The sequence below is a fragment of the Pseudomonas sp. RT4P38 genome, assembly GCF_054897765.1.
This window is the reverse complement of sequence record NZ_CM142703.1, coordinates 2723912-2748852: the sequence shown is the minus strand read 5'-3', so window position 1 is coordinate 2748852 and position 24941 is coordinate 2723912. Positions and strand designations below refer to the sequence as shown.

At 57.9% G+C, this 24941-nt stretch carries 19 protein-coding genes and 1 pseudogene; 16 read left to right on the top strand and 4 right to left on the bottom strand.

Annotated features, from left to right (window positions below; translation table 11 throughout):
• The first annotated feature begins 224 nt into the window (after window positions 1-224).
• The 8 genes from ACYZT7_RS12845 to ACYZT7_RS12810 all read left to right on the top strand — a co-directional run bounded on the left by ACYZT7_RS12845 (window position 225) and on the right by ACYZT7_RS12810 (window position 8453).
• The gene (locus ACYZT7_RS12845; RefSeq protein WP_462041293.1) at window positions 225-1079 is read left to right on the top strand and encodes a MurR/RpiR family transcriptional regulator; all 855 of its coding nucleotides are present in this window, start codon (window positions 225-227) and stop codon (window positions 1077-1079) included.
• 2 nt (window positions 1080-1081) lie between these two features.
• Window positions 1082-1726, top strand: coding sequence for a cysteine hydrolase family protein (locus tag ACYZT7_RS12840; RefSeq protein WP_462041292.1), 645 nt, complete (start codon window positions 1082-1084; stop codon window positions 1724-1726).
• Window positions 1723-3054 (top strand): type I glutamate--ammonia ligase, encoded by a 1332-nt coding sequence (locus tag ACYZT7_RS12835; RefSeq protein WP_462041291.1) that lies wholly within the window; start codon window positions 1723-1725, stop codon window positions 3052-3054. The genes ACYZT7_RS12840 and ACYZT7_RS12835 overlap by 4 nt, the downstream gene beginning before the upstream one ends.
• The gene (locus ACYZT7_RS12830; protein ID WP_462041290.1) at window positions 3038-3790 is read left to right on the top strand and encodes an N-formylglutamate amidohydrolase; all 753 of its coding nucleotides are present in this window, start codon (window positions 3038-3040) and stop codon (window positions 3788-3790) included. The genes ACYZT7_RS12835 and ACYZT7_RS12830 overlap by 17 nt, the downstream gene beginning before the upstream one ends.
• 57 nt (window positions 3791-3847) lie before the next feature.
• Entirely contained in the window at window positions 3848-5197 is a 1350-nt protein-coding gene (locus tag ACYZT7_RS12825; RefSeq protein ID WP_462041289.1) for an APC family permease, read from the top strand.
• A 119-nt stretch (window positions 5198-5316) separates the two neighbouring features.
• A complete protein-coding gene (locus tag ACYZT7_RS12820; protein WP_462041288.1) occupies window positions 5317-6333 on the top strand; it encodes an arginine N-succinyltransferase in 1017 nt (338 codons plus the stop codon).
• A 61-nt stretch (window positions 6334-6394) separates the two neighbouring features.
• Window positions 6395-7429: an arginine N-succinyltransferase gene (gene astA / locus ACYZT7_RS12815; RefSeq protein WP_462041287.1), complete on the top strand. Its 1035-nt coding sequence runs from the start codon at window positions 6395-6397 to the stop codon at window positions 7427-7429.
• A 154-nt stretch (window positions 7430-7583) separates the two neighbouring features.
• Entirely contained in the window at window positions 7584-8453 is an 870-nt protein-coding gene (locus ACYZT7_RS12810; protein WP_462041286.1) for an isocitrate lyase/PEP mutase family protein, read from the top strand.
• Window positions 8454-8519: 66 nt separating this feature from the next.
• Here the strand turns inward: ACYZT7_RS12810 and ACYZT7_RS12805 are convergent, their stop codons facing one another.
• The 3 genes from ACYZT7_RS12805 to ACYZT7_RS12795 all read right to left on the bottom strand — a co-directional run bounded on the left by ACYZT7_RS12805 (window position 8520) and on the right by ACYZT7_RS12795 (window position 11877).
• Window positions 8520-8822, bottom strand: a complete 303-nt coding sequence (locus tag ACYZT7_RS12805; protein ID WP_033053983.1) for a hypothetical protein — start codon at window positions 8820-8822, stop codon at window positions 8520-8522.
• 585 nt (window positions 8823-9407) lie between these two features.
• Window positions 9408-10652 carry a M20/M25/M40 family metallo-hydrolase gene (locus tag ACYZT7_RS12800; RefSeq protein ID WP_462041285.1) on the bottom strand — a complete coding sequence of 415 codons (1245 nt, stop codon included), beginning with the start codon at window positions 10650-10652 and terminating at the stop codon, window positions 9408-9410.
• A 151-nt stretch (window positions 10653-10803) separates the two neighbouring features.
• Complete coding sequence (locus tag ACYZT7_RS12795; protein WP_462041284.1) at window positions 10804-11877, bottom strand: diguanylate cyclase; 1074 nt, start codon at window positions 11875-11877, stop codon at window positions 10804-10806.
• 191 nt (window positions 11878-12068) lie between these two features.
• Between ACYZT7_RS12795 and ACYZT7_RS12790 the strand changes: the two are divergent.
• From ACYZT7_RS12790 to hglS, 3 genes and pseudogenes are all read left to right on the top strand, one after another.
• Window positions 12069-13198 (top strand): annotated as a pseudogene (locus tag ACYZT7_RS12790) (flavin-containing monooxygenase).
• Between the two features lie 22 nt (window positions 13199-13220).
• Window positions 13221-14177: an alpha/beta fold hydrolase gene (locus tag ACYZT7_RS12785; protein WP_462041283.1), complete on the top strand. Its 957-nt coding sequence runs from the start codon at window positions 13221-13223 to the stop codon at window positions 14175-14177.
• 109 nt (window positions 14178-14286) lie between these two features.
• Entirely contained in the window at window positions 14287-15666 is a 1380-nt protein-coding gene (gene hglS / locus ACYZT7_RS12780) for a 2-oxoadipate dioxygenase/decarboxylase HglS (protein ID WP_462041282.1), read from the top strand.
• Window positions 15667-15726: 60 nt separating this feature from the next.
• Here the strand turns inward: hglS and ACYZT7_RS12775 are convergent, their stop codons facing one another.
• Complete coding sequence (locus tag ACYZT7_RS12775; RefSeq protein WP_462041281.1) at window positions 15727-16404, bottom strand: type 1 glutamine amidotransferase domain-containing protein; 678 nt, start codon at window positions 16402-16404, stop codon at window positions 15727-15729.
• A 446-nt stretch (window positions 16405-16850) separates the two neighbouring features.
• On the opposite strand from ACYZT7_RS12775, the gene ACYZT7_RS12770 reads away from it, so the two are divergent.
• The 5 genes from ACYZT7_RS12770 (at window position 16851) to ACYZT7_RS12750 (ending at window position 24888) form a co-directional block, all read left to right on the top strand.
• Complete coding sequence (locus ACYZT7_RS12770) at window positions 16851-17366, top strand: Hcp family type VI secretion system effector (protein ID WP_054051032.1); 516 nt, start codon at window positions 16851-16853, stop codon at window positions 17364-17366.
• 131 nt (window positions 17367-17497) lie between these two features.
• Window positions 17498-19540 (top strand): type VI secretion system Vgr family protein, encoded by a 2043-nt coding sequence (locus tag ACYZT7_RS12765; protein ID WP_462041780.1) that lies wholly within the window; start codon window positions 17498-17500, stop codon window positions 19538-19540.
• Entirely contained in the window at window positions 19533-20432 is a 900-nt protein-coding gene (locus tag ACYZT7_RS12760; protein WP_462041280.1) for a DUF4123 domain-containing protein, read from the top strand. Before ACYZT7_RS12765 ends, ACYZT7_RS12760 begins: the two co-directional genes overlap by 8 nt.
• On the top strand, window positions 20429-23791 hold the full coding sequence (locus ACYZT7_RS12755) for a toxin VasX (RefSeq protein ID WP_462041279.1): 3363 nt from the start codon (window positions 20429-20431) through the stop codon (window positions 23789-23791). The genes ACYZT7_RS12760 and ACYZT7_RS12755 overlap by 4 nt, the downstream gene beginning before the upstream one ends.
• Window positions 23791-24888: a DUF6708 domain-containing protein gene (locus ACYZT7_RS12750; RefSeq protein ID WP_462041278.1), complete on the top strand. Its 1098-nt coding sequence runs from the start codon at window positions 23791-23793 to the stop codon at window positions 24886-24888. Before ACYZT7_RS12755 ends, ACYZT7_RS12750 begins: the two co-directional genes overlap by 1 nt.
• Window positions 24889-24941: the final 53 nt, after the last annotated feature.

Sequence of the window (24941 nt, the reverse complement as noted above, 5' to 3'; positions counted from 1 at the left end):
AACTTATTTCACCTCAAAGAATCGGCGATATCCGACACCACTATGGGCGATGACCTACACACTCAGTCGACATCCATGTAGCCCACGGCCCACGGGGTTTTCGCCCTGTTTTGGGGCTTTAAAAAACCATTGAAAAATTCACTAGACATGTTGAGTCCGCTACATAAATACTGTTTTAGCAATTTATGAAATGAAACCGACATATCCATCCAGCAGGAGCCCGGATGCCTTCTCTCAGAGACCTGATCACCGATCCCGGCCTGGAACTTACGCCGTCAGAACGCAAAGTCATACGTGCCTTGCTGGACCAGTACCCGCGTAACGGACTGGGCCCGATGTCACGTTTGGCCGAACATGCCGGTGTCAGCGACCCCACCATCGTGCGGCTGGTGAAAAAACTGGGTTTCAGCGGTTATGCCGATTTCCAGGATGCCCTGCTCAGCGACATGGACCACCGCCTCCGTTCCCCCAGCACCCTGTTGCAGCCTCGTTCTCATCTTCCGAAAGGCGACGCCTGGAGCCATTATCTGGCGGACAGCCATCGCGCGCTGGTGGACACCCACGCCCTGACCCAGCCCGAAGATGTGCGGATTCTGGTGGAATGGCTGCTCGACACCCGCCATCAGGTACATTGCTTCGGCGGGCGCTTCAGCAGTTTCCTCGCCAATTATTTGCTCAACCACCTGCGCCTGTTGCGTCCTGGCTGTTTCGCGCTGGAGGACAACGCGCAACTGCCAGACCGATTGTTCGACGTGCAGCGTCAGGACGTGGTGCTGGTATTCGACTATCGTCGCTACCAATCACAGGCCCTGCGCGTGGCCAATGCGGCGAAAAGTCGATATGCACGCGTGGTGTTGTTCACTGACATCTATGCTTCACCGCTGCGGGAAATGGCCGACCTGATTATCAGTGCGCCGGTGGAATCGGTGTCGGCCTTTGACTCCATGGTCCCAGCGCTGGCTCAGGTCGAGGCGCTGATTGCCTGCCTGACCCTGCGCAGTCCGGATCTGGCCGTTCGCCTGGAAGGCATCGACGCCCTGCGGACCGACTTCGACACCCACCTGCTGGAGGAAAAATAAGGATGTTCACGCTCCCCCACCACTCGCCTCGGGATTTGCCGTTCGTCACCGATCACACCGCGCTGTTACTGGTGGACATGCAACGCGCCTGGCTTGAGCCGCAGTTCGACCCGCACCTCAACGGGCCGGACGCCGAGTACTTCCTGACCCGCGCCCGCCTGCAGGTGATGCCCAATCAACGCCGGCTGCTCAGCGCTTTTCGCAACGCCGGGCAAAACGTGCTACACACGATCATCGAAAGCCTCACCGCTGATGGCCGCGACCGCTCGCTGGACCACAAACTCTCGGACATGCACTTGCCCAAGGGCAGCCCGCAAGCGCGGATCATCGACGACCTGACCCCGGCAGAAAACGAAATCGTGCTGCCCAAGACCTCGTCCGGGGTCTTCAACTCCACCAACATCGACTACGTGCTGCGCAACCTCGGGACGCGGCACCTGATCATCGCCGGCATCGTCACCGACCAGTGCGTGGACATGGCCGTGCGTGATGCCGCCGACCGCGGTTACCTCGTGACGCTGGTGGAAGATGCCTGCGCGACTTACACCGCCGAGCGGCATCAGGCCTGCCTGAATGCAATCAAGGGTTACTGCTGGATCACCGACACCCAGACCGTGCTCGGCCGGTTGCAGGAGATGCAGCCATGAGCGAGCATCTGTTACCACTGTCCATGACCACCCTCGTCACCACCGACCTGATTGGCGTGACTCGCGGGCGCTCCTTTCCCACGGACGAACTCGAGCACTATCAAAGGGCGGGGTGTGGCTGGGTGCCGGCCAACAGTGCCCTGACCCCGCAAGACATCATCGCCTCCACCAACCCGTGGGGCGCTTATGGCGATTTGCGGCTGATGCCCGATCTGGCCAGCCGAGTGACGGTCAATAACGGACCGGATCCCGACGCCCCGGCGCTGGATTTTATTCACAGTGACATTCGCGAAACCGATGGCCGCCCGTGGGGTGCTTGCCCGCGTACGCTGTTGCGCAACGAGGTAGAGCGTTATGGCGCCGAGCTGGGTTTGCAGGTCAATGCAGCGTTCGAGCATGAATTCAACGTGAACGCCGGCGAAGTTGAACACCTGGCGTTTTCTCTGCAAGCCCAGCGTCAGGGTGCCGAGTTTGGCGGTTGGCTGCTCAGCGCCCTGCGCGCCGGTGGCGTCGAACCGGAAATGTTCCTGCCCGAGTACGGCAAGCATCAATACGAAATCACCTGTCGCCCGACCCTTGGGGTGGCCGCTGCCGACCGCGCGGTGAACGTTCGTGAAATCACCCGCGAGATCGCCAGGCAAATGGGCCTGGACTTGAGCTTCGCGCCCAAGGCCTCGGAGCAGGCGGTGTGCAACGGCGTGCACCTGCACGTCAGCCTGCTGGACCTGGCCGGCCAACCGGTGATGTACGACGCCGGCACCACCAATGGCTTGTCGACCCTCGGCCAGCACTGGGCCGCCGGCATCCTGCATTACCTGCCAGCGCTCTGTGCGTTTACCGCACCGACGCCGGTGTCCTACGAGCGTTTGCAACCCCATCACTGGAGCGCGTCCTATGCATGCCTCGGGCAACGCAACCGCGAAGCGGCGCTGCGAATCTGCCCGACGACGAGCCTGGGCGGCAAATCGGTGGCGACGCAATACAACCTGGAATTTCGCGCCATGGACGCCACGTCCTCGCCACACCTGGCCATGGCCGCGCTGCTGATTGCCGGTCGGTTGGGCATCGAGCAACGCCTGGCCTTGAACGCCATCACCGATGAAGTCCCCGACTCCCTGAACGAAGAACAACGCCAGGCGCGCGGCATCGTCGCCCTGCCCGCTTCCCTTGCCCAGGCCCTGGACTGCCTGCGCAACAGCGAGGCACTGATCGAAGCCCTGCCGAGCGCGTTGCTGGACACCTACTTTGCCCTTAAAAACGAGGAACTGACGCTGACGGAACAGCTGTCGCCCGCCGAACGCTGTGAGCACTATGCGCGCCTGTACTGAATCTGCTGAGCTCGGTCTTTACACCGAGCCCGCGTACACCCTGAGCCGGGAAGACTCCGGGCACCCGTTGATTCTGGTGTGCGAACACGCCAGCTGTTTTATCCCGGCCGGGTTAAATGACCTGGGCTTGAGTCACGAGGCGGCCCGCGACCACATCGCCTGGGACATCGGTGCCCTGGCGCTGGCCGAGGGTTTGTCGCAGGCATTGGGCGCAACGCTGTTGGCGGCCAAATATTCGCGACTGTTGGTCGACCTCAACCGACCGCGCCAAGCCCCGGACAGCATTCCGGCGCAGAGCGAGATTTATCAGGTACCGGGCAACCGGGATCTGGACGAAGCCACCCGCGAGCACCGTCGGCAATGCCTGTTCGAGCCCTTTCATGCTCGACTGCACACCTTGATTGACCAACGTGTCGCTCAAGGGCGGCCGGTACGGGTGGTGGGCATTCACAGTTTCACGCCGGTCTATCACGGCCAGCCACGCATGCTGGAAATCGGCGTGTTGTATGGGCAAGCCACGACCTATGCCCAGCGTTTGATTGACGGTTTGAGCCAGCACCCTTTGAAGGTTGCCGGTAATGAGCCGTACAAAATCAACCCGCTGGGCGATATGACCGTGCCGGTCCACGGCGATGCACGAGGCCTGGAGTCGGTGTTGATCGAGGTACGCAACGACCTGCTGCGTACGCCTGAAGACGTCAATCGCTTTACCGAATACCTGGCGCCGCTGTTGTAAAGGAATCGCTTCAAACTCGCAGCTTGCAGCTGCTTTCATCCCAAGGAGAATGGCTTCATGGAACTAGAAGAATTTGGCTACAAGCAAGAGTTGAAACGCAGCCTGTCGCTGACCGACCTGGTGGTGTACGGGATGATCTTCATGATCCCCATCGCACCGTTTGGTGTTTATGGCTACGTCAACGCCGAAGCGCCGGGGCTGGTACCGCTGGCCTACATCATCGGCATGGTGGCGATGCTCTTCACTGCCCTGAGTTACGGCAGCATGGCTCGAGCCTTTCCGATTGCTGGCTCGGTTTACTCCTACGCCCAGCGGGGCCTGAACCAGCACGTAGGGTTTATCGCCGGTTGGCTGATGCTCCTTGATTACCTGCTGATTCCGCCGCTGCTGTATGTGTACGCGGCCATGGCGCTGAATCATTTGTACCCGGACATTCCGAAGGTCGGTTTCATCCTGGCCTTCCTGGTCAGTGCGACGTTCGTCAACTTGCGGGGCATCACCTTCACCGCGCGGATGAACATCATCTTTCTGCTGGCGCAACTGGTGGTGCTGGGGATCTTCCTGTTTTACGCCTGGAACGCGCTGCACAGTGGCGGCGGTAACGGTCAGCTGACACTGGCGCCGTTGTACAACCCCGAAACGTTCAACTTCGCCCTGCTGATGCAAGCGGTGTCGATTGCGGTGCTGTCGTTCCTCGGTTTCGATGCGATTTCCACCCTCGCCGAAGAGATCAAGGGTGACCCGGGCCGCAGCGTCGGCAAAGCAGCGCTAATTACGTTGGTGGTCATGGGCGTGATTTTCGTCGTGCAGACCTGGATTGCGACAGACCTGGCGGCCGGCATGGGTTTCAAATCGGCCGACACGGCTTTTTATGAAATCGCTGAACTCGCGGCCGGCAGCTGGCTGGCAACCCTGACCGCCGTGGCGACGGCGCTGGCCTGGGGTGTAGCGGTGGCAATCACCTCCCAAGCGGCAGTGTCTCGTCTGCTGTTCGGCATGGCCCGGGACGGCAAGCTGCCAAAGGTACTGGCCAAGGTTCACCCCAAACACAACACGCCGTACGTGAGCATCTACCTGGTGGCCGTGCTGTCGCTGGTGATCTGCTACCTGTTCATTAACTCGGTGGACACCCTCACCTCGCTGGTGAATTTCGGCGCACTGAGCGGTTTCATGTTGCTGCACCTGACGGTCATCAACTACTACTGGCGTCGGCAAAAATCCGGCCAGGTGATCCGTCACCTGATCTGCCCGGTGATCGGCTTCATCATCGTCGCGGCAATCATGTACAACATGGGCGTCGATGCACAGAAACTCGGCCTGATCTGGATTGCCCTGGGCCTGGTCTACCTGTTTGTACTCAACAAACTGGGCACCCGTACGGTACTGTCCGACCCAAGCAACGTCTGACAAGAAAAAGAGCGGCGTCTGACAACAATTCAGGCGACCGCCGATATATCGCGTGGAAACCGACAGTGATAGTCAGGTTCGGTACCAACCGCCGAACCCTTTGATACAGGAGTGCATCCATGCTGGTCTTACGCCCAGTCGAGTTAACCGACCTGCCCCAGTTGCAGCAACTGGCGCGCGACAGTCTGGTAGGCGTCACGTCTTTGCCGGACGACACTGAATGCCTGCGCGAGAAGATTCTCGACTCCTGCGCCTCATTCGAAAAAGACGTTGAGGGTCATGGCCCGGAGAATTATTTCTTCGTGCTGGAAGATCTGACCCGAGAGCACTTGGTCGGCTGCTCGGAGATCCTTGCCACCGCCGGTTTCAGCGAGCCGTTCTACAGCCTGCGCAACCGGCACTTCACCAGCGCCTCGCGGGAGCTGAACATCGAGCACGGCGTGCCCGCGCTGTCGTTGTGTCACGACCTCAGTGGCCATACCTTGCTGCGAGGTTTTCATATTGACGCAGCGCTGGTGCGAACACGGTTCTCTGAACTGCTGTCCCGGGCGCGGCTATTGTTCATCGCCGCCCACTCGCAGCGCTTTTCCGAAGCCGTCATCACCGAAATTGTCGGCTTCAGCAGCGATGAAGGGCACTCGCCGTTCTGGGATGCGGTGGGCAAGCATTTCTTCGACCTGCCCTACGTCGAGGCCGAGCGGCTTTGCGGCCTGGAAAGCCGAACCTTCCTCGCCGAACTGATGCCGCAATACCCGATCTACGTGCCGATGCTGCCCCTGGCCGCGCAGGACTGCATCGGCCGTATCCACCCCGACGGCCAGGAGGCCTTCGATATCCTCGAGCGCGAAGGGTTCGAGACCAACAGCTACATTGACCTGTTCGACGGTGGTCCGACGCTGTATGCGCGCACCCCCGGCATTCGCTCTATCGCCCAGAGCCAGGCCGGCACGGCTCGGTTGGATTCGTCCATCGACGCACGCGGCAGCTTTCTGGTCAGCAACGATTCGCTAAAGGACTATCGCGCCATCGTCGCCGATCTGAATTACCAGGCCGGGCAACCTGTGGGGGTGAGCGCCGAGATGTGCGCCGCCCTGAACGTGACCGAAGGCAGCCCGATCCGGCTGATCGCCCTGTGAGCATCACCCGGCCCCGCGCCCAACGACAGCGCCCGAGCGGGCGTGCAGAAGGAGTTGCATCATGATTGTCCGCCCGGTTCACGTCACCGACCTGCCCGCCTTGCTGAACCTGGTGCACCAGGCCGGCCCCGGCTTCACCACCCTGCCGGCCAACGAGGAACGCCTGAGCCACCGGGTGCGCTGGGCCCAACGAACCTTCGCCGAACAGGTCGAACGCGCCGATGCCGATTACCTCTTCGTGCTCGAAGACGACGATCAGCAACTGGTGGGCGTCAGTGCCCTGGTGGGCGCCGTGGGCCTGCGCGAGCCCTGGTACAACTACCGGGTCGGGCTCACGGTCAGTTCGTCACCGGACCTGGGTATCCGGCGACAGATTCCGACGTTGTTCCTGAACAATGAAATGACCGGCCAATCGGAGATTTGCTCGCTGTTTCTGCGACCCGATCAACGCCAGGGCAGTAACGGTCGATTGCTGTCATTGGGACGTTTGTTGTTTGTGGCCGAGTTTCCGCACCTGTTCGGTGACAAACTCATCGCTGAACTGCGTGGCAGCGCTGACGAACATGGCTGTTCACCGTTCTGGGACAGCCTGGGCCGGCACTTCTTCAAGATGGATTTCAGCCACGCCGATCACTTGTCGGGGCTGGGCAGCAAGTCGTTCATCGCTGAACTGATGCCACGCCAACCGCTCTACACCTGCCTGCTCACCGAACAGGCCCAGGCCGTGATCGGCAAGGCGCACCCGAACACGGAACCGGCGCTGAGAATCCTCACCGCCGAAGGGTTTGCCCATAAGGGTTACATCGACATCTTCGACGCCGGCCCGGTGATTGAAGCCCCGGTCTCGAGTATCCGTACCGTGCGCGACAGCCAACCGCTGATGCTGGCCATCGGCACGCCCGACGAGCAGGCTCCGGTATGGATGATCCACAACCGTCGCCTGGAAAACTGCCGCATCACCGCCGCCCAGGCCAGACAGGTGGGTAACAGTCTGATCGTCGACCGCCTCACCGCCAAACGCCTGCAACTGCAACCCGGCAACTCGGTGCGCGCCGTGCCGTTGCTCAATCAACAGCAGCAAGCGGTGGCGGCGTGATCGGTGTTTAAACCCTCCCGCACACTTGTGTGTTGATCACACGTCTTGCAAATTCGTCATCATCTTCCCCCCGCCCGCGTGCTAGCCTTTTGTTCCTTCGGCGTTGACACTTTTGCTCAAGCCCTTCCATTCCCATTGCAGTGGTGGAACTCATATGTCCAGGCTTTCTCATCAAGATTTACGCCGTAACTTTCGCAAGCTGTTCGCTTCCAACGCCTGCTATCACACGGCGTCGGTCTTCGACCCGATGTCGGCCCGTATTGCCGCTGACCTGGGTTTCGAAGTGGGGATCCTGGGCGGTTCGGTTGCGTCCTTGCAGGTACTGGGCGCACCCGACTTTGCCTTGATCACCCTCAGCGAGTTCGCTGAGCAGGCCACCCGCATCGGCCGTGTTGCCCAATTGCCGGTCATCGCCGACGCCGACCACGGCTACGGCAACGCACTCAACGTCATGCGCACCATTGTCGAACTCGAACGCGCCGGCGTGGCCGCCCTGACCATCGAAGACACGCTGCTGCCGGCCCAGTTCGGCCGCAAGTCCACCGACCTGATCGGGGTGGCGGAAGGCGTCGGCAAGATTCGTGCGGCGCTGGAAGCCCGGGTCGACTCGGAGATGGCGATCATTGCCCGCACCAACGCGGGGATTTTGCCGATTCAGGAAATCATCAGCCGCACAAAGCACTACCAACAGGCCGGTGCGGACGGGATTTGCATGGTGGGTGTGCAGGACTTTGACCAACTGGAACAGATCGCCGAGCACCTGAGCGTGCCGCTGATGCTGGTCACCTACGGCAATCCACTGTTGCGTGACGATAAACGCCTGGCCGAACTGGGCGTGCGGGTCACCATCGACGGCCACGGCGCCTACTTCGCCGCGATCAAGGCCACGTATGACAGCCTGCGGGAACAACGGCAGATCTTTACTCAGGCGTCGGACCTGAATGCGACCGAATTGACCCACACCTATACGCAGCCTGAGGAATACATCCGTTGGGCGGAAGAGTTTATGAGCGTTAAGGAGTAACTACAGCGAGATTGTTTACCGGTGGCGACGGAGCTTAACTCCCTCGCCACAGAACTCACTCGCCTGTCAGGCCGGAGTCTTGAACTCCACCTCCCGCTGCAACGCCCGCGCCTGAACCACATTCAGCATTGCGCAGCCTTCGCGCATCAGCAGATGAACCGCCCGGGTAACGCGCGTCAGATCGCAATCGGAAATGTCTTTGAGGTTCAGGCTGGACAAGGTGTCCGCCAGATCACGAACCACGGTGAATCGATGCGCAGCGCAAGCGGCGATGTCGCTGAGTTCTTTGTGGGTGTTGATGAAGAGCACCGGGGTTTCGGCGTCGTAGGTGTCGATGGGGAGGTAACGGGGCATGACTTGGTCGAACATGGGTGTAACTCCAAATAGAGCAACCACCGTTCGCGGCCAAGCGAATTAGGTGGCAGCTGTGTGCAGGTTGGCCGACCGGCACACCCTAAATCCGGCACACCCGAGGGTGTCCCGCGCACAGCTGCCATAACACGATGTTCAGACATAAAAAGGTCTAAACAATGACGCTGATGCGTTTGGGGTGACCGACCGGCCAAGGTCGTTCGCGGTGTTTTCCGCGAGCCCGAACTATAGGGGTCGATGCCGAAACGCGGCAACAGGGTACGTTGTAGGAAACGTCTTGGAAAGTTGTGGGGTGGTTTTGGCGGCGGTGTCCGGCGGGAAAAACACCCCTCACCCTAACCCTCTCCCCAGAGGGGCGAGGGGACTGACCGTGGGTTTCTTGAGGAATCCGGCGACGTGAACGAGCGAGTTGAATGCGATTTTTAAGTGATTTGCTGTTGGCCGAATCCAAGTTCGACTCAATCTCTCAGGTCGCAGTAAATAGCCAAAACAACTCGGTCAGTCCCCTCGCCCCTCTGGGGAGAGGGTTAGGGTGAGGGGTCAATCCAACTGACCCATCACCACCCCCAAACCGCACGCAAATCAGTGAGCCTTAGCCAACTCCATAATCATCCGCGACAACAGATAAATCCGCGGCGCCACGCTCTCAACCTCCGCGTATTCCTCCGGCGTATGAATATTCCCGCCAACAATCCCGAACCCATCCAGCGTCGGCGTACCCACACCCGCTGACAGGCTTGCATCCGCCGCCCCACCACTTCCCTCTTCCGTCAACTTACGGCCAATTTCCCCGTAAATCCCCTGAGCCATGGCCATCAACCGATCGGATTCCGGCGTTTGCGGCATCGGCGGCAACCCACGCTGAAGTGTGGTGGTGACTTCTGTGTCAGCAATCAGCTTGTCTTTCGATACCCGAGCCAGGTCCTTCTCGATCCGGTCAAACTCCTCCGGCACCGCCGCCCGCACATCGGCCTTGGCGGTGGCTTGATCCGGAATCACGTTGGTGCGGTCGCCGGCCTTGAGCACGGTGAAGTTGATGGTGGTTTTCTTCTCTGCGTCGCCCAGTTTGCCGAGCTGCAAAATCTGGTGCGCCGCTTCCATGGCGGCGTTGCGTCCCAGCTCTGGCGCGACCCCGGCGTGAGCCGCCTTGCCCTTGACCTCGACCACTGCAGTGGCACTGCCTTTGCGCCACACCACCAGGCCATCCGCCGGGCGCCCGGGTTCGAGGTTGAGGGTGACGTCATGGGCCTTGGCGGTTTTCTTGATCAGGTCGGTGGCGATGTCAGAGCCGGTTTCTTCGCTGGCGTCGAGCAGGAAGGTGATTTGCGCGTAGTCCTTGAAGTCGAGGTTTTTCAGGACTTTCAGCGCATAGATCCCGGCAACGATGCCGCCCTTGTCGTCCATCACGCCCGGCCCGTAGGCGCGACCGTCCGTGATGTGGAACGGACGTTCGGCGGCCGAACCTTCCTTGAAGACGGTGTCCATGTGCGCCATCAGCAGGATTTTCGCCTTGCCCGTGCCTTTCAGGGTCGCGATCACGTGGCTGCTTTTGTCCGGGGTATTGGGCACCCGTTCGATGGTCGCGCCGAGTTTCTTCAGTTCGTCGATGGCGATGTCGCTGACTTTCGTCAGGCCCGGCTCATAGCCGGAACCGGAGTCGATGTTTACCAAACGTTCCAGTAACTTCAGGGCTTCGCCCTTGTACTGTTCGGAATCGGCGAGGACTTGTTTGTGCGGTTCGGCGGAAACTGCGGGAGCAAAAGCGCCGAGGGCGAGGGTCAGGCCAAGGCTGGTGGCCAGCAGGGAGCGAGGGAGATTGAACGTCATGAATCGATCCTTGTTTCGTGTCGGGGGGTGAAAAACACCCTACCTGACTACGGCGCAAGGCTCTAGATCGAATGCGACACTTAAAACCGAAGAGGGGACGCGGAGCACCCGGGGCTGCATCCCCACGCAGGAGCGTGGGAACGATCACGTTTCAGACCGAATCAAGTAATTGGAGATGCGGTTTGCCATTGCCGCAACAGATGACGCGGTTGCGACCGGTGGCTTTGGCTTCGTAGAGTGCCAGGTCGGCGTCGTTGAGCCACAGCGTCGCGTCGGTGTGGGCCGGGTCGAAGGCGGCCAGGCCGATGCTCAGGCTGACTGTCAGCGCCGGGCTCTGCTCGTAGCCCAAGGTGGCGAAGCGATCACGCAGGGCATCCATGACGGCCGCAGCGCTCGTGAGCGGAAGGTCCGGGAGGATCACGCAGAACTCGTCGCCACCGTAGCGCCCGGCAACATCAGCCGCGCGCAGGTTCAGCTTGAGCATTTTGCTCAACTGACGCAGGACGATGTCCCCGGCAACGTGGCCGTACGTGTCGTTGATGGTTTTGAAATGGTCGATGTCGATCAGCGCAATCGCCCCGCCCTGCTGCTGACGTTTGCAACGCTGGAATTCGACTTCCAGTTGATCCTTCCAGGCGCCGTGGTTCAGCAGGCCGGTGAGGCTGTCGGTGCGGCTCAGGGCCAGCAACTCACGCTTTTGTCGGCCGAGGGTGTGAGCCTGGCGGAAGCAGATCCAGCCCAATGCCAGCGGATACAAACACATTAAGGGTAGGCAGGCATACAGCTGCATTTGGCTGGTTTGCGGGATGAATGCGGGGGTGAAAATCAGCAGTCCGACACCTATCCCGAGAATCTGCGCCACGGTTCCCGCCAACAGGAAACGCAAACCGCCAATGGCCACATTGTTCATCGCCATCATGGCCAGGGTCGTCGCGCTGGGCAGCGGATTGAACTGCATGGCAGCGACCCAAAAGCCGCCGAGAAAGGCGTCCACCAGCAGGTTGCGGTGTTCGGCGTGATAAGGCACTTGCGCGCGGCGCGCCCATTGATAAGCCAGGTGCGGCCAGAGTACGGCGTTGAGCAGCATCGCCACCCAGACCCACGGTGCCGGGTTGAGTGGATACATCGCCGCGCTCACGAGCAACAGCCCCAAAGCTAATCCCAGGATTCGCGATGTATAAAGCCTCCTGGCCAGTGAAAGTCCTTTTCCTCCCGTTTTTCCCATAGGAGCCTCTGCGCCACAGAACGGAACCTGAAAACACAAGGTTTCAAGTGTGGTGAGAGTCTATCAGGGCAACGGCAAATAGCCATCACCGGCTGGCGGTCTGAATACCCAGGCATAGCCATGAGGCGGGCGCCCAATGTTTGGCTATACATGAAAGGAGGGTTCGATCAAAACGATAAAGAAGGAGGCTCATGCAAACCTTTCAAGTGTTGATCATCGGCAGCGGTTTTGGCGGCCAGTGCGCGGCGATCAATTTGCTCAAGGTAGGCATCAGTGATTTCCGCCTGCTGGAACGGCGGGACTTTTTCGGCGGCACCTGGTGCCAAAACACCTACCCAGGTGCCGCGGTCGACGTGCCCTCGCCGCTCTATTCGCTGTCCTTCGCGCCCTACCGCTGGACGCAAATGTTCGCCGAACAGGCCGAACTGCACCACTACACCCACTACACCCACTACACCCACTACGTGGTGGAGCACTTCGGCTTGCGAGACAAGGTGGAACTGCAGGCCAATGTCGAGCGCATCGAATGGGACGACGACGGCAAACGCTGGGCGGTGCACACCGCCAGCAAAGGCATGAAACCCGAGTGATTGCCTTCAAATACTCACGGCCAGCAATCCGTTTGGTCCAGCAACACGCACTTCGCGTTCTCAAACGGCAAGTGCCCGATCCGGAACTGAGGCGAAAACTGACGCCGGATTACGCAATCGGCTGCAAACGGATAATCGTCTCGAGCACCCTGTACCCGGCACTCGGTCGCAGTAATGTGACGCTACACAGCCGCGAGCAAGGCATCGTTTCCATCGACGAAACCGGCATCGTCACCCAGGACGGCCAACACATCGACCTGGACCTGATCGTCTGGTCCACCGGTTACGACGCCACCGATGGGGTGATTTCCTACCCGGTCACCGGAAAAAACGGCAAGCAACTCAGCGATTTCTGGGCGCAGTACCCGCGGGCCTATCTCGGCACCAGCCTGCCGGACTTCCCCAATCTGTTTATCGTCACCGGCCCCAACACGGGCATCGGCCCCACCTCGGCGCATTTCATCATCGAATCACAGATGAATTACATTCTTGATTGCATCCGCACGTTAAAAGAACACGGTTTGCGCAGCATCGAAGTACGCCCCGAAGCAGAACGTACCTACACTGAAATGATCCACCGGGAGATGGAACGCGCCGTATGGAAGTCCGGGGGCTGCCACAGTTGGTATCAAAGCAAGAGCGGCCATGTGATTGCGATGTTTCCGGGGTTCAGTTTCAGCTATCACTGGTTGACCCGGGCGCTGAAACCCGCCGATCACATTCTGTCCTGATCACGTAAAAGGAAGATGCCTGATGCTTGTGTTGGTTGTCGCAATCGCAGTTTTCGTGGCCTGGAGCTGGTTGAGTTACCCGGCCATCGGTCATTGGCTCTATGACTTGAGCATGTCTGTAGAGGCGAAGCTGTATCGACTGCACAAAATTGTTGTGCCGATCGCCGAAATGACCGTTTCGACCTGGCAAGGCGGGCCGTACGAAGCGTCCAGCAGTGTGCTGATGCTCCACGGTTTCAGCGCCGACAAGAACATCTGGCTGCGTTTTGCCCGGCACTTTGTCGGCAGCTACCGGGTGATCATCCCCGACATCGCCGGCCATGGCGAAACCGGCTTCAAGGCGGGCGGCGGCTACGACATTCCTTTGCAGGCCAAGCGGATGATCCAGTTGCTCGATGTCTGCGGCGTCGAGAAAGTCCATGTGATCGGCAACTCGATGGGCGGTTACATGGCGGCGTGGCTCGCGGCCACGTATCCCGATCGCATTGTTTCGGTCGCCCTGATCGACCCGGCGGGCGTCACCGCCCCCGAAGTCAGCGACCTGGAGCGACATTTGGCCAAGGGCCACAACCCGTTCCTTATTCATTCACGGGAAGAATTCCAGCGTTTCTACGCCATGACCATGGCCGAACCACCGTGGGTGCCCAAGGTGGTACTGGACGCCATCGCCCAACGCTATGAACAGCAATGCGAGGAACTGGAAGAAATCTTCACGGAATTGCGCGCCAGCCCGCCGATGGAGCCGAAACTACCCGACATCAAGTGCCAGGCGCTGTTGCTGTGGGGGCACAAGGACCGCTTGATCGATGTCAGCAGCGTGGCGATCTGGAGCAAAGGCATCGCTGATCTGCGAGTGGAAGTCTGGGACCACACCGGTCATATGCCGATGGTGGAACAGCCCACGAACACAGCACGGTTATATCGGGAGTTTTTGGCATCGCTGCGTTCGGAAAGCCCCCAGGATCAGCGGCTGCACTGAACCAGCAGTCCTTTGCAGAATGAAGTTCGTAAGATTCTTCGTTTGTCGGCGCCGCGCAAGGCTGCGATCTTTTCTCGCATCCTTTACGTCACCGCACCAGGAATTTTTCATGAGCCACCCGAACTTCATCAGCCCTGACCTGATCCGCCAACGCTTCTCCAAAGCGATGTCCGACATGTACCGCGAAGAAGTGCCGCTGTACGGCACGCTGATGGAATTGGTGGAACAGACCAACCGCCATGTGCTGGACAGCAATCCGCAGATCGCCCGACAGTTGGACAGCACCGGCGAAATCCAGCGCCTGGACCTGGAGCGGCATGGCGCGATCCGCGTCGGCACTGCCGATGAACTGGCGACCCTCGCCCGTCTGTTTGCGGTGATGGGCATGCAGCCGGTGGGTTATTACGACTTGACCCCGGCCGGCGTGCCGGTGCACTCCACGGCTTTTCGCGCGGTGCATGAGGCGGCGTTGCAGGTCAGCCCGTTCCGGGTCTTCACCTCCCTGCTGCGCCTGGAACTGATCGACGACCTGGAACTGCGAGCGTTCGCCCAATCGGTGCTGGATAAGCGTTCGATCTTCACGCCCACCGCGCTGACCCTCATCGATCGCGCCGAAACCCGGGGAGGCCTCACCGAACAAGAGGCCCGGAACTTCGTCGAGCAGGCGCTGGAAACGTTCCGCTGGCACCACAGCGCCACCGTCACCGCCGAGCAGTACCGCAAACTTATCGCCCAGCATCGCCTGATCGCCGACGTGGTGGCGTTCACAGGCCCGCATATCAACCACCTGACGCCGCGCACCCTGGACATCGACATCGTCCAGGCGCAAATGCCTGCCCATGGCATCACCCCCAAAGCGGTGATCGAAGGCCCACCCCGCCGTCAGTGCCCGATTCTGCTGCGCCAGACCAGTTTCAAAGCCCTGGACGAACCTGTCTCCTTCACCGATCAAACCGAGACTCGCGGCAGCCACAGCGCCCGTTTCGGCGAAATCGAGCAACGCGGCGCCGCACTCACCCCCAAGGGCCGGACGCTTTACGACCGCTTGCTCAATGCGGTCCGGGACGAACTCAAGGACTTTCCCAATGAGGGCAATGCCGCACGTTACAACGCGCTGATGGCGCAGCACTTCAGCGAATTTCCTGACACCTACGAAGGCATGCGCCAACAGGAACTGGCGTACTTTCGCTACTTCGTCACGGAAAAAGGCTTGGGGGCCGATGAGCTGAAATCGTTGTCGCTGGAGGATTTGCTCAGCGGCGGGTATTTGCGGGTTGAACCGTTGGTGTACGAAGATTTCCTGCCGGTTAGCGCAGCGGGAATTTTTCAGTCGAACCTGGGGGATGCGGCGCAAACCCACTATGGCGTGCATTCGAACCGGCAGGTGTTCGAGAAGGCCCTGGGGCGATCGACGGTTGATGAGCTGGCGTTGTACGCCGAGACGCAGCGGCGCTCGATCAAGGAATGTTTCGCCGCATTGGGCGATTAAACGTTAACGCCTCAAAAAGATCGTCCGAAGCCTCGAGTGCTTTCGGACGATCTTTTGATTTTAGTTCAGCTTCGCCAACAACGCCTCGGCGGCGGCCTCAGACGACGCCGGATTCTGACCGGTGATCAGCAAACCATCTGTGAGCACATAGCTCGCCCAGTCAGCACCTTTGGAATAGACACCCCCCTTCTCCTTAAGCATGTCCTCCACCAAAAACGGCACGACGTCCGTCAGTTGCACAGCCTCTTCCTCAGAGTTGGTGAAGCCCGTCACGCGCTTGCCTTTGAGCAGCGGCTGGCCGTCCACACCCTTGACGTGACGCAACACACCCGGTGCGTGGCAGACGGCCGCGACCGGTTTGCCCGTCTTGTAAAACGCCTCGATCAGGGCGATCGAAATTTTGTCTTCGGTCAAATCCCACAGTGGGCCATGGCCGCCCGGGTAGAAAATCGCATCGTAATCTTCAGCTCTCGCGCTGCTCAGCAAAGCGGTAGACGCCAATGCGGACTTGGCGGCGGAGTCTTTACGAAAGCGCTCGGTGGCCGCGGTTTGCGCGTCCGGCTCGTCGCTTTTTGGGTCCAGCGGCGGTTGGCCGCCCTTGGGCGAGACCAGGGTCAGCTGAGCGCCGGCGTCTTTGAAGGCGAAATACGGAGCGGCGAATTCTTCCAGCCAGAAGCCGGTTTTCTTACCCGTATTACCCAATTGATCGTGGGACGTTAAAACCATCAGGATTTTCATCTCGTTCTCCTTGAGTTCGCAGATGTGCATTCATCTCGGCGCTGAGTTTGACCTCCAGGCGGCACTCTTCGTTGCACCTGTCACCCTAGCGGTTCTGCTAAAGGTTTTCGGCCAACAAGACGATTGGTCACCCGGATGATGGCTAACCGCCTTGATGCGCAAGAAGTTGCGCACTCAACGCTGCGAAAGCCGTTCCCGGGGCGCTGATCTCCCGGCCAGTCAGGCGCTCCAGCCAAGTGCGCAAGAAGTTGCGCAGTACTGCGCAACTTCTTGCGCACATTCACAGGCGAGCTCTGCCAAAAATTCTCCACAAACGCTGAAAAACATCTCAACCACTTGATTTATATAGCATTAACCGTTTATGGCACGGACCTTGATAACAGTCAGGCACCCACCGGGCGATACCGCCTCCCGGGCACCCTCACTATTTAGCAAGGAGAGCATCCATGGCTACACCAGCGTATATGTCCGTCACTGGCGAGAAACAAGGTCTGATCACTGCCGGCGCGTTCACTGCCGACTCGGTTGGCAACACCTACCAGGAAGGTCACGAAGACCAGGTCATGGTTCAGGCGTTCAGCCACGACGTGATCATCCCGCGTGACCCGCAGTCCGGCCAACCGACCGGTCAGCGCGTACACAAGCCAGTCGTGATCACCAAGGTATACGACAAGGCTTCGCCACTGCTGCAGGCGGCTCTGACCTCCGGCGAGCGCATGAGCGAAATCGTTATCCAGTGGTACCGCACCTCGGCTCAAGGTACCCAAGAGCACTACTACACCACCAAACTGGAAGACGCGATCATCGTCGCCATCAACAACAAAATGCACAACTGCCAGGATCCGTCGAACTCGCACTTCACTCACCTGGAAGAAGTGCAATTCACCTACCGCAAAATCACCTGGACCCACGAAGTATCCGGTACTTCGGGTTCCGATGACTGGCGTCAGCCGGTCGCCTGATTCAGGCCGACCGTCTCAAGCATCGGCCAGCTCTGCTGGTCGATGCTGTTTTCGCCCTTCCAGAATTTTGCGTCTGCTGATTCCTTTTTCCGGTATTGGCGAACGCAGCAAGCATGCACGAGGAACAAGGGATGTTCGCGCCGGCCAATCAAACTCACTTTGCCCTGACTATCGAAGGTCTGGACAACGATCTCCAGGTTCTTTCCCTGCAAGGTCGAGAAGCCATCAGCCAGCCTTTTGTGTTTGAGGTGGAGCTGGTCAGTGAACAGCCGTCCCTGGACCTCGAGACCCTGCTGCACAAACCGGCCTTTTTGCAGCTCTCGCCTGACGGCTGCGGCATCCATGGCCAGATTTATCGCGCAGCCCAGGGTGATTCCGGCAAACGCCTGACCCGCTACGCGGTGACCCTGCGCCCGCAACTGTCATACCTGGCGCACCGCATCAACCAACGTATCTTCCAAAACCTTAGCGTGCCGAAAATCATCGGCAGTGTCCTCGAAGAGCACGGCATCCAAAGCAATGCCTACGAATTCAAAGTCGGGGCGATTTATCCGGAGCGCATCTACTGCGTTCAGTACGATGAATCGGACCTGCAGTTCGTCCAGCGTCTGTGCGAGGAAGAAGGTATCCATTACCACTTCCAGCACAGCGCCACCGCCCACAAGCTGGTATTCGGCGATGACCAGACGGTGTTCCCGAAACTCGCGCCCGTGGCCTACCAGCAAGACTCCGGCATGGTCGCCAACAACCCAGTGATCAAGCGCTTCGACCTGCGCCTGGAAACCCGCACCAGCCGCACCACCCGCCGCGACTACGACTTCGAAAAACCGCGCCTGACCCTGGAAAGCGAAAACCGCGGCGACGCCCTGCCCGACCTCGAAGACTACGACTACCCCGGCCGTTTCATCGACCGCGAACGCGGCAAGCACCTGGCTAAACGCGCCCTCGAACGTCACCGCAGCGACTTCCAGCTCGCCGAAGGCAAAAGCGATCAGCCGTTGCTGGTCAGCGGCCACTTCCTGGCCCTGACCCAACACCCGAAAGCCAAATGGAACGACCTGTGGCTGCTGACCGAAATCCTCCACGAAGGCAAACAGCCGCAAGTGCTGGAAGAGTCGGTCACCAGCAACACGACCAAACTCAAGGACGATTTCCACCAGGGCTACCGCAACCGCTTCCAGGCCACCCCGTGGGACGTGCCGAACCGCCCGCCGCTGAACCACCCCAAACCGCGAATCCTCGGTAGCCAAAGCGCCGTCGTCACTGGACCAAAAGGTGAAGAGATCCACTGCGACCAATACGGCCGCGTCAAAGTGCAATTCCACTGGGACCGCGAAGGCCAGGCCGACGACAAAACCAGCTGCTGGCTGCGCGTCTCCTCCGCCTGGGCCGGCGCCCACTACGGCGGCATCGCCATCCCGCGCATCGGCATGGAAGTGCTCGTCACCTTCCTCGAAGGCGACCCCGACCAACCGCTGATCAGCGGCTGCCTGTACCACAAGGAAAACGTCGTCCCGTACGCCCTGCCGGCGAACAAAACCCGCAGCACCTTCAAAACCCTGAGCTCCCCCGGTGGCGGCGGTTACAACGAACTGCGCATCGAAGACAAAAAAGGCCAGGAACAGATCTTCCTGCACGCCCAGCGCGACTGGGACGAGAACGTCGAGCACGATCAGAAAATCCGCGTCGGCAACGAACGCCATGACACCGTCGAGCAAAACAGCTACAGCGAATTCAAGGCTGAAGAACACCACACCGTCTACGCCGACCGCAAAGTCGAAACCCGCGCCAACGACCACCTCACCGTGGGCGTCAACCAACATATCAAGGTTGGCACTGGGCAATTCATTGAAGCGGGCCAGGAAATCCACCTGAGCAGCGGTCTTAAAGTCGTACTGGAAGCAGGTAGTGAGTTGACCCTGATCGGCGGCGGCAGCTTCATCAAGATTGATGCCGGTGGTGTGACCTTGAGCGGGCCGGTGATCAACATGAACTCGGGTGGTGGGCCGGGTAGCGGGACGGGGGCGGCGCCATTGTTGCCGGGGCCGTTGAAGCAGGCGGATGCCGACAAGGCCGGGCAATTGTTGGTGCCGGCACAGCGGCAAGCGTTGATGCAGAAGAAGCCAATCTGTGCGATCTGCGAGAAGGCCAAACTGGAGGCGCAAAATGCTTAAATCCGAGTGGCCGCTGGAAAATGGGTTGCCTCAAGGCCTGCCGTGGAATGGCACCGTCGGTTTGCTACTGGATGGTGTCAGCGTCGAGAAACTGCCTCAACACCTTTATCAATGGTCGGATAATCCGGTTTTCGAGCCACTCTACCTCGGCACCCCATGGGCTGAATTGGGAGACGTTTCGCCGTGTCTGGTTCAGATAAAAGCACAGAACGATCCCATCCTGACAAAGTTTCTGGCTGAGCCTCGCCAAGAATGGGGCTACCTCGTGTTCAGCGATCAACCCTGGGAGCACATGGTCGACCACTTTCGCTGGCTCACCAGTGTCATGCACCCACAGGGTGAGGAAGTGCTGCTGCGTGTCGCTGATCCGGCCGTGGCCCATGCGCTGCTCGACTACGGCGAGAGCATCAAGGACCCTACCCTGTTCGGCCCTTGCTCACAGGTCGTCGGCGCCGACGCGGCGCTGGGCTGCTGGCACATCAACCAGCGCCCCGGCAAAGCCCCCGAGCCGAACCACAGCAAACGCTACCGCTTGAGCGACGAGCAACTCAGCCAACTGGATGAAGTGAATTTCCGCAGCATCGTCCTTCGCCTCGACGAACACATGCACGAATACTTTCCGTCCTATCAGTCGCAATCAATGCCGTTGCAGCGCTGGGAACACCTGCATGCATTGGCTTCGACTTCATATGATCGAGGCTTCAACACCGAGCTCGACATCACCCTCTACGCCAACATTCACGGCTTCCTCGGTGACCAAGCGCTGGAGGAGCATCCAGACCTGGATGCAATACTCAAGACTCCGTCGGAACAAACGCCCGCCCAGCGACTCGAACGGGTCGCTGATATTGCCCAGGAACGGGCTGAAACCCTGCACAGGAGCCAAGGATGACCACGCCAACATCGGCCGGCAAAAGCCCGAACAACGTTGCAAAAAGCCAGGACGACGGCAAGTGCGCCATGGGCGGCTGCTCTCTGATGAAGGCCAAGATCCAGCTCATCCCTCTCCGCTACGGTCTGGTCGAACGACTCGACCCATCCAGCGCACTGTCGATGCCGTACAAAACCACCTCCCGCCCACTGGGCATTCGCTTGATCCGCGACGGCTGGCTCTACGTCATCGTCGACAAAAAACCTCAAGCGGTCATGCATGAATACCGAATCCAGAACGGCATCGTGACCCAACTGCTGTGGGAAAAAGGCGAAATCACCGCCAACAAACGCGAAAGCAACGTGGGCGAGGCCGTGCTTGTCTTCCCGCGTTTGAGCAAGCTCTACGTCAACTACTCCGAAGTGCAATGGACCGCCGCCAAATGCGCGCAGGTCATCAAGCACAAATCCGAACGTGAATACTTCATGCAGGCAGTGGACCTGACCAAGACTGATCCGGAGAAAGGCGCGGCTAATCTGTTGACGCCAAGTCAGGCGGAAAAATGGATTGCGGAAGTTGCGGAGCAGCCGAGTAAAGAGCCGGCGGTTACGGGTGCCAAGCCTGAGGAAAGCCAGGACTATCTCTGGGAGCAAGCGTCGCACTTCAAGAAAACTCAGTTGGGCGCGCTCAAAAAGCAAGTCAAGGCAGAAAATGAGCGTGACCATCTGTACTTGGTCTTACAGGATGACTTGGGCGTGCTGCGCGATCTCGCCGAGCATCAGGATTTGGTCACTGGCTGGATCAGTAACTGGAGTGACGCTGAAGCCAATCAAAAGAAGTATGTGTTTGGTTGCTACATCGAGTCGTTGTACACCGTAACCGGCGAAACCATTCTAAATGCCGCCCAAGGCGACCCTCGTTTTGCCAAACTCAAGGACGAAACAAGCGAAGAGCAGCGGCAATCGATCGTCGACTACGTCAACGTTAAAAATCAAACCCAATATTCCGGTGCAGGTACGCATCGTGGGGCTATTGCAGCTTCAAAGTCGCGGATGCGTACGAGTCTTGGACCTTTGCATTCCAAGTACGAAGACCTGATAGAGACCATCGAAGACAATGCTCATGAAGCGCTCAATGGCGCAAAAATGGGACAAGAAGGTATCAACGACCTGATTGACCGACCGGCGATGGAAGCCTTTCTTAAACAACAGCGAGCACAATTAAGCCGTTGGAATAAACGGCTGGATTTGATAACTGATGATCGAATAAAAATTGTATTCGAAAAGCGCTTCTATAAATCTGCTTGGTATTTTGATCCAAAATTTGGAACCCAACTTGAATCGGCGCTTGCTACTGAATACGCATGCATGAGAGATATATGTCGCACCGACAAGGCTACCGAAGCGATTGCAGACCTAATAGAAAAAGAGCCAGGCTTTACAGTTCCAACCTTCTTTACTGCAAGTTTGACCGACCAGAAGGATCTCTTTGCGAAAATTGGATCATTAATAAAATCGGCTCGAGATATACCCCTTTCAGCAAAGGACTTCCAAGGACTGCAAAAAATTAGCCGGGAGTTCGTAACGCTCCTGACCCAAGATCTCGCGGCATCAATTAATCTAAGCAACGATGGTATAACTTTCGATCAAGCACGAAACACAGCTTATGAACCTGCCAAACAACTCCGCTTGGCGAATGCTCTAGAAGAAGCTATAGAAGGACTACGCAGCGGCCGGGCAATAGACCCAGCTAAAGTTCTACGAAATATTCCCGGTTCAGCATGGATCGACGTACTAAGAACATTTGGCAAAAGAGGTATTACTCTTGAGTTTGCGTCTGCAAGCCAGCTTCATGCGTTCGAAGCTGACATGGCGAAACTCACCGAACTCCGCCAGCAAATGTCCTCGCTCAAAAACAAGATCAGGGAGACATTAGCTAATGAACGAAAAGGTCGAGCCCCCAAGGGAAGCTATCGATCTTTAGTCGCACAGCGTAAATCTGTTCAGCAATCCGTCGCCCCGTTAGAGAAAAAAATCGCGCCTGCAATGATTGCTGTTGGCGAAGGCCCGAGTAAAGCAAGTATAAAAATTAAAGGCCTAACCAGCGCCCAGGAAGCAGAATTCCACCGAATGGCCGAAGATCACCGCTTAAACACAGGCGACAAGGTAAGAGGATTAGGAAAAGATATATTTCAATCCGCGGGAGGCGACATCTTCGCATCAGCTGTATTTGTCGTGCAATTAATTAGCTTCGTCACTGTTTACTCAGAGTTAAGAAGAAAAACCAGCTGGGATAAAACTGATTACATTGCATTTGGCAATGCGTTCTTCTCTGCAAGCGGAGGAGGCTTTGCGGCTGCGCAGGGGATATCTGCCACTACTCTAAACGTAGTCAAAAACAATTATTCAAGCGCAGCCGGAAAAGTTCAATTAGCCGCGCGTATGGGAAAGCTCACGGGGGGGCTGGGGCTAGCAGCTTACGGGTTCGGTATGGCGGCGGCAGCCACAAGTCTGTATGGGGAAAAAGGCTCTGTCGCTCGTTGGACAGAAGCCTTGAGGTCGGGAGATAGTGCAAAGCTGGCTGGTGCCAGCATGACAATCGCGGGCGACTCTGGACAGTTCGTTGTTAACGGTTGGGCAGTTGCACGAACAGGGCAATATATGTTTGAGGCGGCTTCAAATGTTACCCAAGCAAGAGCTGTCGCTTGGGTCACAGCAGGTGGCAAACTTCTGAGCGTTGCTGCGAGAGCCAATTTAATAGGGTTAGGTTTGACGGTGTTGCAGCTAGGTGGCGAGTGGATTTACAACCGAAATAATAAAACAAAGCTTGATAACTGGCTTCAACAGGGCGCGTGGGGGAAAAAGAACCAAAATCGCGGATTCCAAGAAGATCGCATGCAATTAGCAGAGATCACTTCAACCCCTCAGGTCGGTCTGAGACAAATAAACAACAGACCTATTGCCGTGATTAGCATTCCAAATATCACGATTCGAGAGCTGGATGATGTTGGATTTGGCCTTACCGCGTATTGGTCAAGCAATCTCCAGCGCAATGACTGGGAGCCTTGGACTGAACCTTTGCTATATCAACTCAATTTACTGAGCCCACCAGACGCACCACTCCAATTGGGGTTAGAAATTTTTGCACATGAGGCCAACGCCCAGCATGGTCTTGCCATAAAGTTGCGCTACCATCCACTCCCCGGAGCCCCAAAATACCAGGAAATAATGTTTGAAACCAAGACACTGAACGTTGGAAGCGGGAAGGAATTCTCAACAACTGGGTTTCTCAGCGCACGAAATACCACCGCTCAAGCAATCATTGTGACCACCGACACGCTGACTGTGCTCGATTCATCAAAACAAGCCGGGCAAACCTAATGTCTTCAATAAATGAGCAATCCAGCGACGATCTCAATCTCAAAAAAATGCGGCCAGTGGCTGGTGAGAAGCGTAGATTCGCGACAGGTGAAGCACTGTTCCTCTCCCCGCTTCCGATACCAACGGGCAACGCTCCCATGGATTTGGGCGGAAGCTTTGTTGAGGTTAATGACACATTCCTTGACGTAGGCAGTAGTAATTTCGGCAAGGCTTTCCAAGCTAGGGCAATGATTGGACTCGGTATGATGTTTATTTTTTCATGCCTGATTGTTCTGCCTTTGCTTGCAGGATCTACTACCTGGGGAAACCCATTTTCCGAGTCCTTTTGGGACAGAGCAGCAGGCATGCTCAATTTCGGTGTGACCTTTAGTATTTGGGGAGGAGGAATAGCTGCGCTCCTGGGTACTTACGTTATCTTGAGCACTACCAGAGCAAAGTCGCGTACCCGTCCTATTCGATTCAACCGCCAACGTCGTGAAGTCTGTTTCTTTCCCGAAGGTTCTGACGTCCCCGTCATTCAACCATGGGAAGAGATAGTATCTTGGCTTTCAATCAGTACAGGTGTTACTGGAGTAGGAGTAACAAGCGCCTATACCTTTGGTATGGCGTTCGACGATTCCAAAGCTGACGTAGTGCATTTTGTGAGACAAGGCGTGATGACTCCTGCTCATGGCTTAGGTAAGTGGGAAGCCATACGTGTCTATATGGAAAAAGGTCCAGAGTTCTGCCCTGGCAAAGCACCATACGAAAGCCGAGGCACCTTCGATAAAGAACGACAAGAGATGCATGAGGAGCACCAACACAACGAACGTTCCGCTTTCGGGGTTGGCTGGTGGTACCTGACACACTTGATCACTTGGTGGCGTTTTCCGTACTGGGTAGCCGAATGGGACCATCGTTTCAGTATGAAATCTCTACCTGATTCCATTGCTGAGTGGTCAAAATCTATACCGACTGAGCAGTGGGCCAAGCCGAGCCATGAGTTGAAAGAGCAAAGCGCCAAGATCGAAAAGGCTTTTGCTCAGGGACAAGATTTCATGACGTACTTCAAGGCGAACCTAAATGAAATCAAGACAGAAGAATCGATAAATAATTGAATGGAAACGATGAGCCGCGTCCTTGATGCATAAATGTAATCGACTACCTCATG

Coding starts and splice junctions, on each gene's coding strand:
- ACYZT7_RS12820 (WP_462041288.1), top strand. CDS start 5,317: ATGCTGGTCTTACGCCCAGTCGAGTTAACCGACCTGCCCCAGTTGCAG.
- ACYZT7_RS12795 (WP_462041284.1), bottom strand. CDS start 11,877: ATGGGAAAAACGGGAGGAAAAGGACTTTCACTGGCCAGGAGGCTTTAT.
- ACYZT7_RS12770 (WP_054051032.1), top strand. CDS start 16,851: ATGGCTACACCAGCGTATATGTCCGTCACTGGCGAGAAACAAGGTCTG.
- astA (WP_462041287.1), top strand. CDS start 6,395: ATGATTGTCCGCCCGGTTCACGTCACCGACCTGCCCGCCTTGCTGAAC.
- ACYZT7_RS12750 (WP_462041278.1), top strand. CDS start 23,791: ATGTCTTCAATAAATGAGCAATCCAGCGACGATCTCAATCTCAAAAAA.
- ACYZT7_RS12765 (WP_462041780.1), top strand. CDS start 17,498: ATGTTCGCGCCGGCCAATCAAACTCACTTTGCCCTGACTATCGAAGGT.
- ACYZT7_RS12760 (WP_462041280.1), top strand. CDS start 19,533: ATGCTTAAATCCGAGTGGCCGCTGGAAAATGGGTTGCCTCAAGGCCTG.
- ACYZT7_RS12775 (WP_462041281.1), bottom strand. CDS start 16,404: ATGAAAATCCTGATGGTTTTAACGTCCCACGATCAATTGGGTAATACG.
- ACYZT7_RS12845 (WP_462041293.1), top strand. CDS start 225: ATGCCTTCTCTCAGAGACCTGATCACCGATCCCGGCCTGGAACTTACG.
- ACYZT7_RS12825 (WP_462041289.1), top strand. CDS start 3,848: ATGGAACTAGAAGAATTTGGCTACAAGCAAGAGTTGAAACGCAGCCTG.
- ACYZT7_RS12755 (WP_462041279.1), top strand. CDS start 20,429: ATGACCACGCCAACATCGGCCGGCAAAAGCCCGAACAACGTTGCAAAA.
- ACYZT7_RS12835 (WP_462041291.1), top strand. CDS start 1,723: ATGAGCGAGCATCTGTTACCACTGTCCATGACCACCCTCGTCACCACC.
- ACYZT7_RS12800 (WP_462041285.1), bottom strand. CDS start 10,652: ATGACGTTCAATCTCCCTCGCTCCCTGCTGGCCACCAGCCTTGGCCTG.
- ACYZT7_RS12785 (WP_462041283.1), top strand. CDS start 13,221: ATGCTTGTGTTGGTTGTCGCAATCGCAGTTTTCGTGGCCTGGAGCTGG.
- ACYZT7_RS12810 (WP_462041286.1), top strand. CDS start 7,584: ATGTCCAGGCTTTCTCATCAAGATTTACGCCGTAACTTTCGCAAGCTG.
- ACYZT7_RS12805 (WP_033053983.1), bottom strand. CDS start 8,822: ATGTTCGACCAAGTCATGCCCCGTTACCTCCCCATCGACACCTACGAC.
- ACYZT7_RS12840 (WP_462041292.1), top strand. CDS start 1,082: ATGTTCACGCTCCCCCACCACTCGCCTCGGGATTTGCCGTTCGTCACC.
- ACYZT7_RS12830 (WP_462041290.1), top strand. CDS start 3,038: ATGCGCGCCTGTACTGAATCTGCTGAGCTCGGTCTTTACACCGAGCCC.
- hglS (WP_462041282.1), top strand. CDS start 14,287: ATGAGCCACCCGAACTTCATCAGCCCTGACCTGATCCGCCAACGCTTC.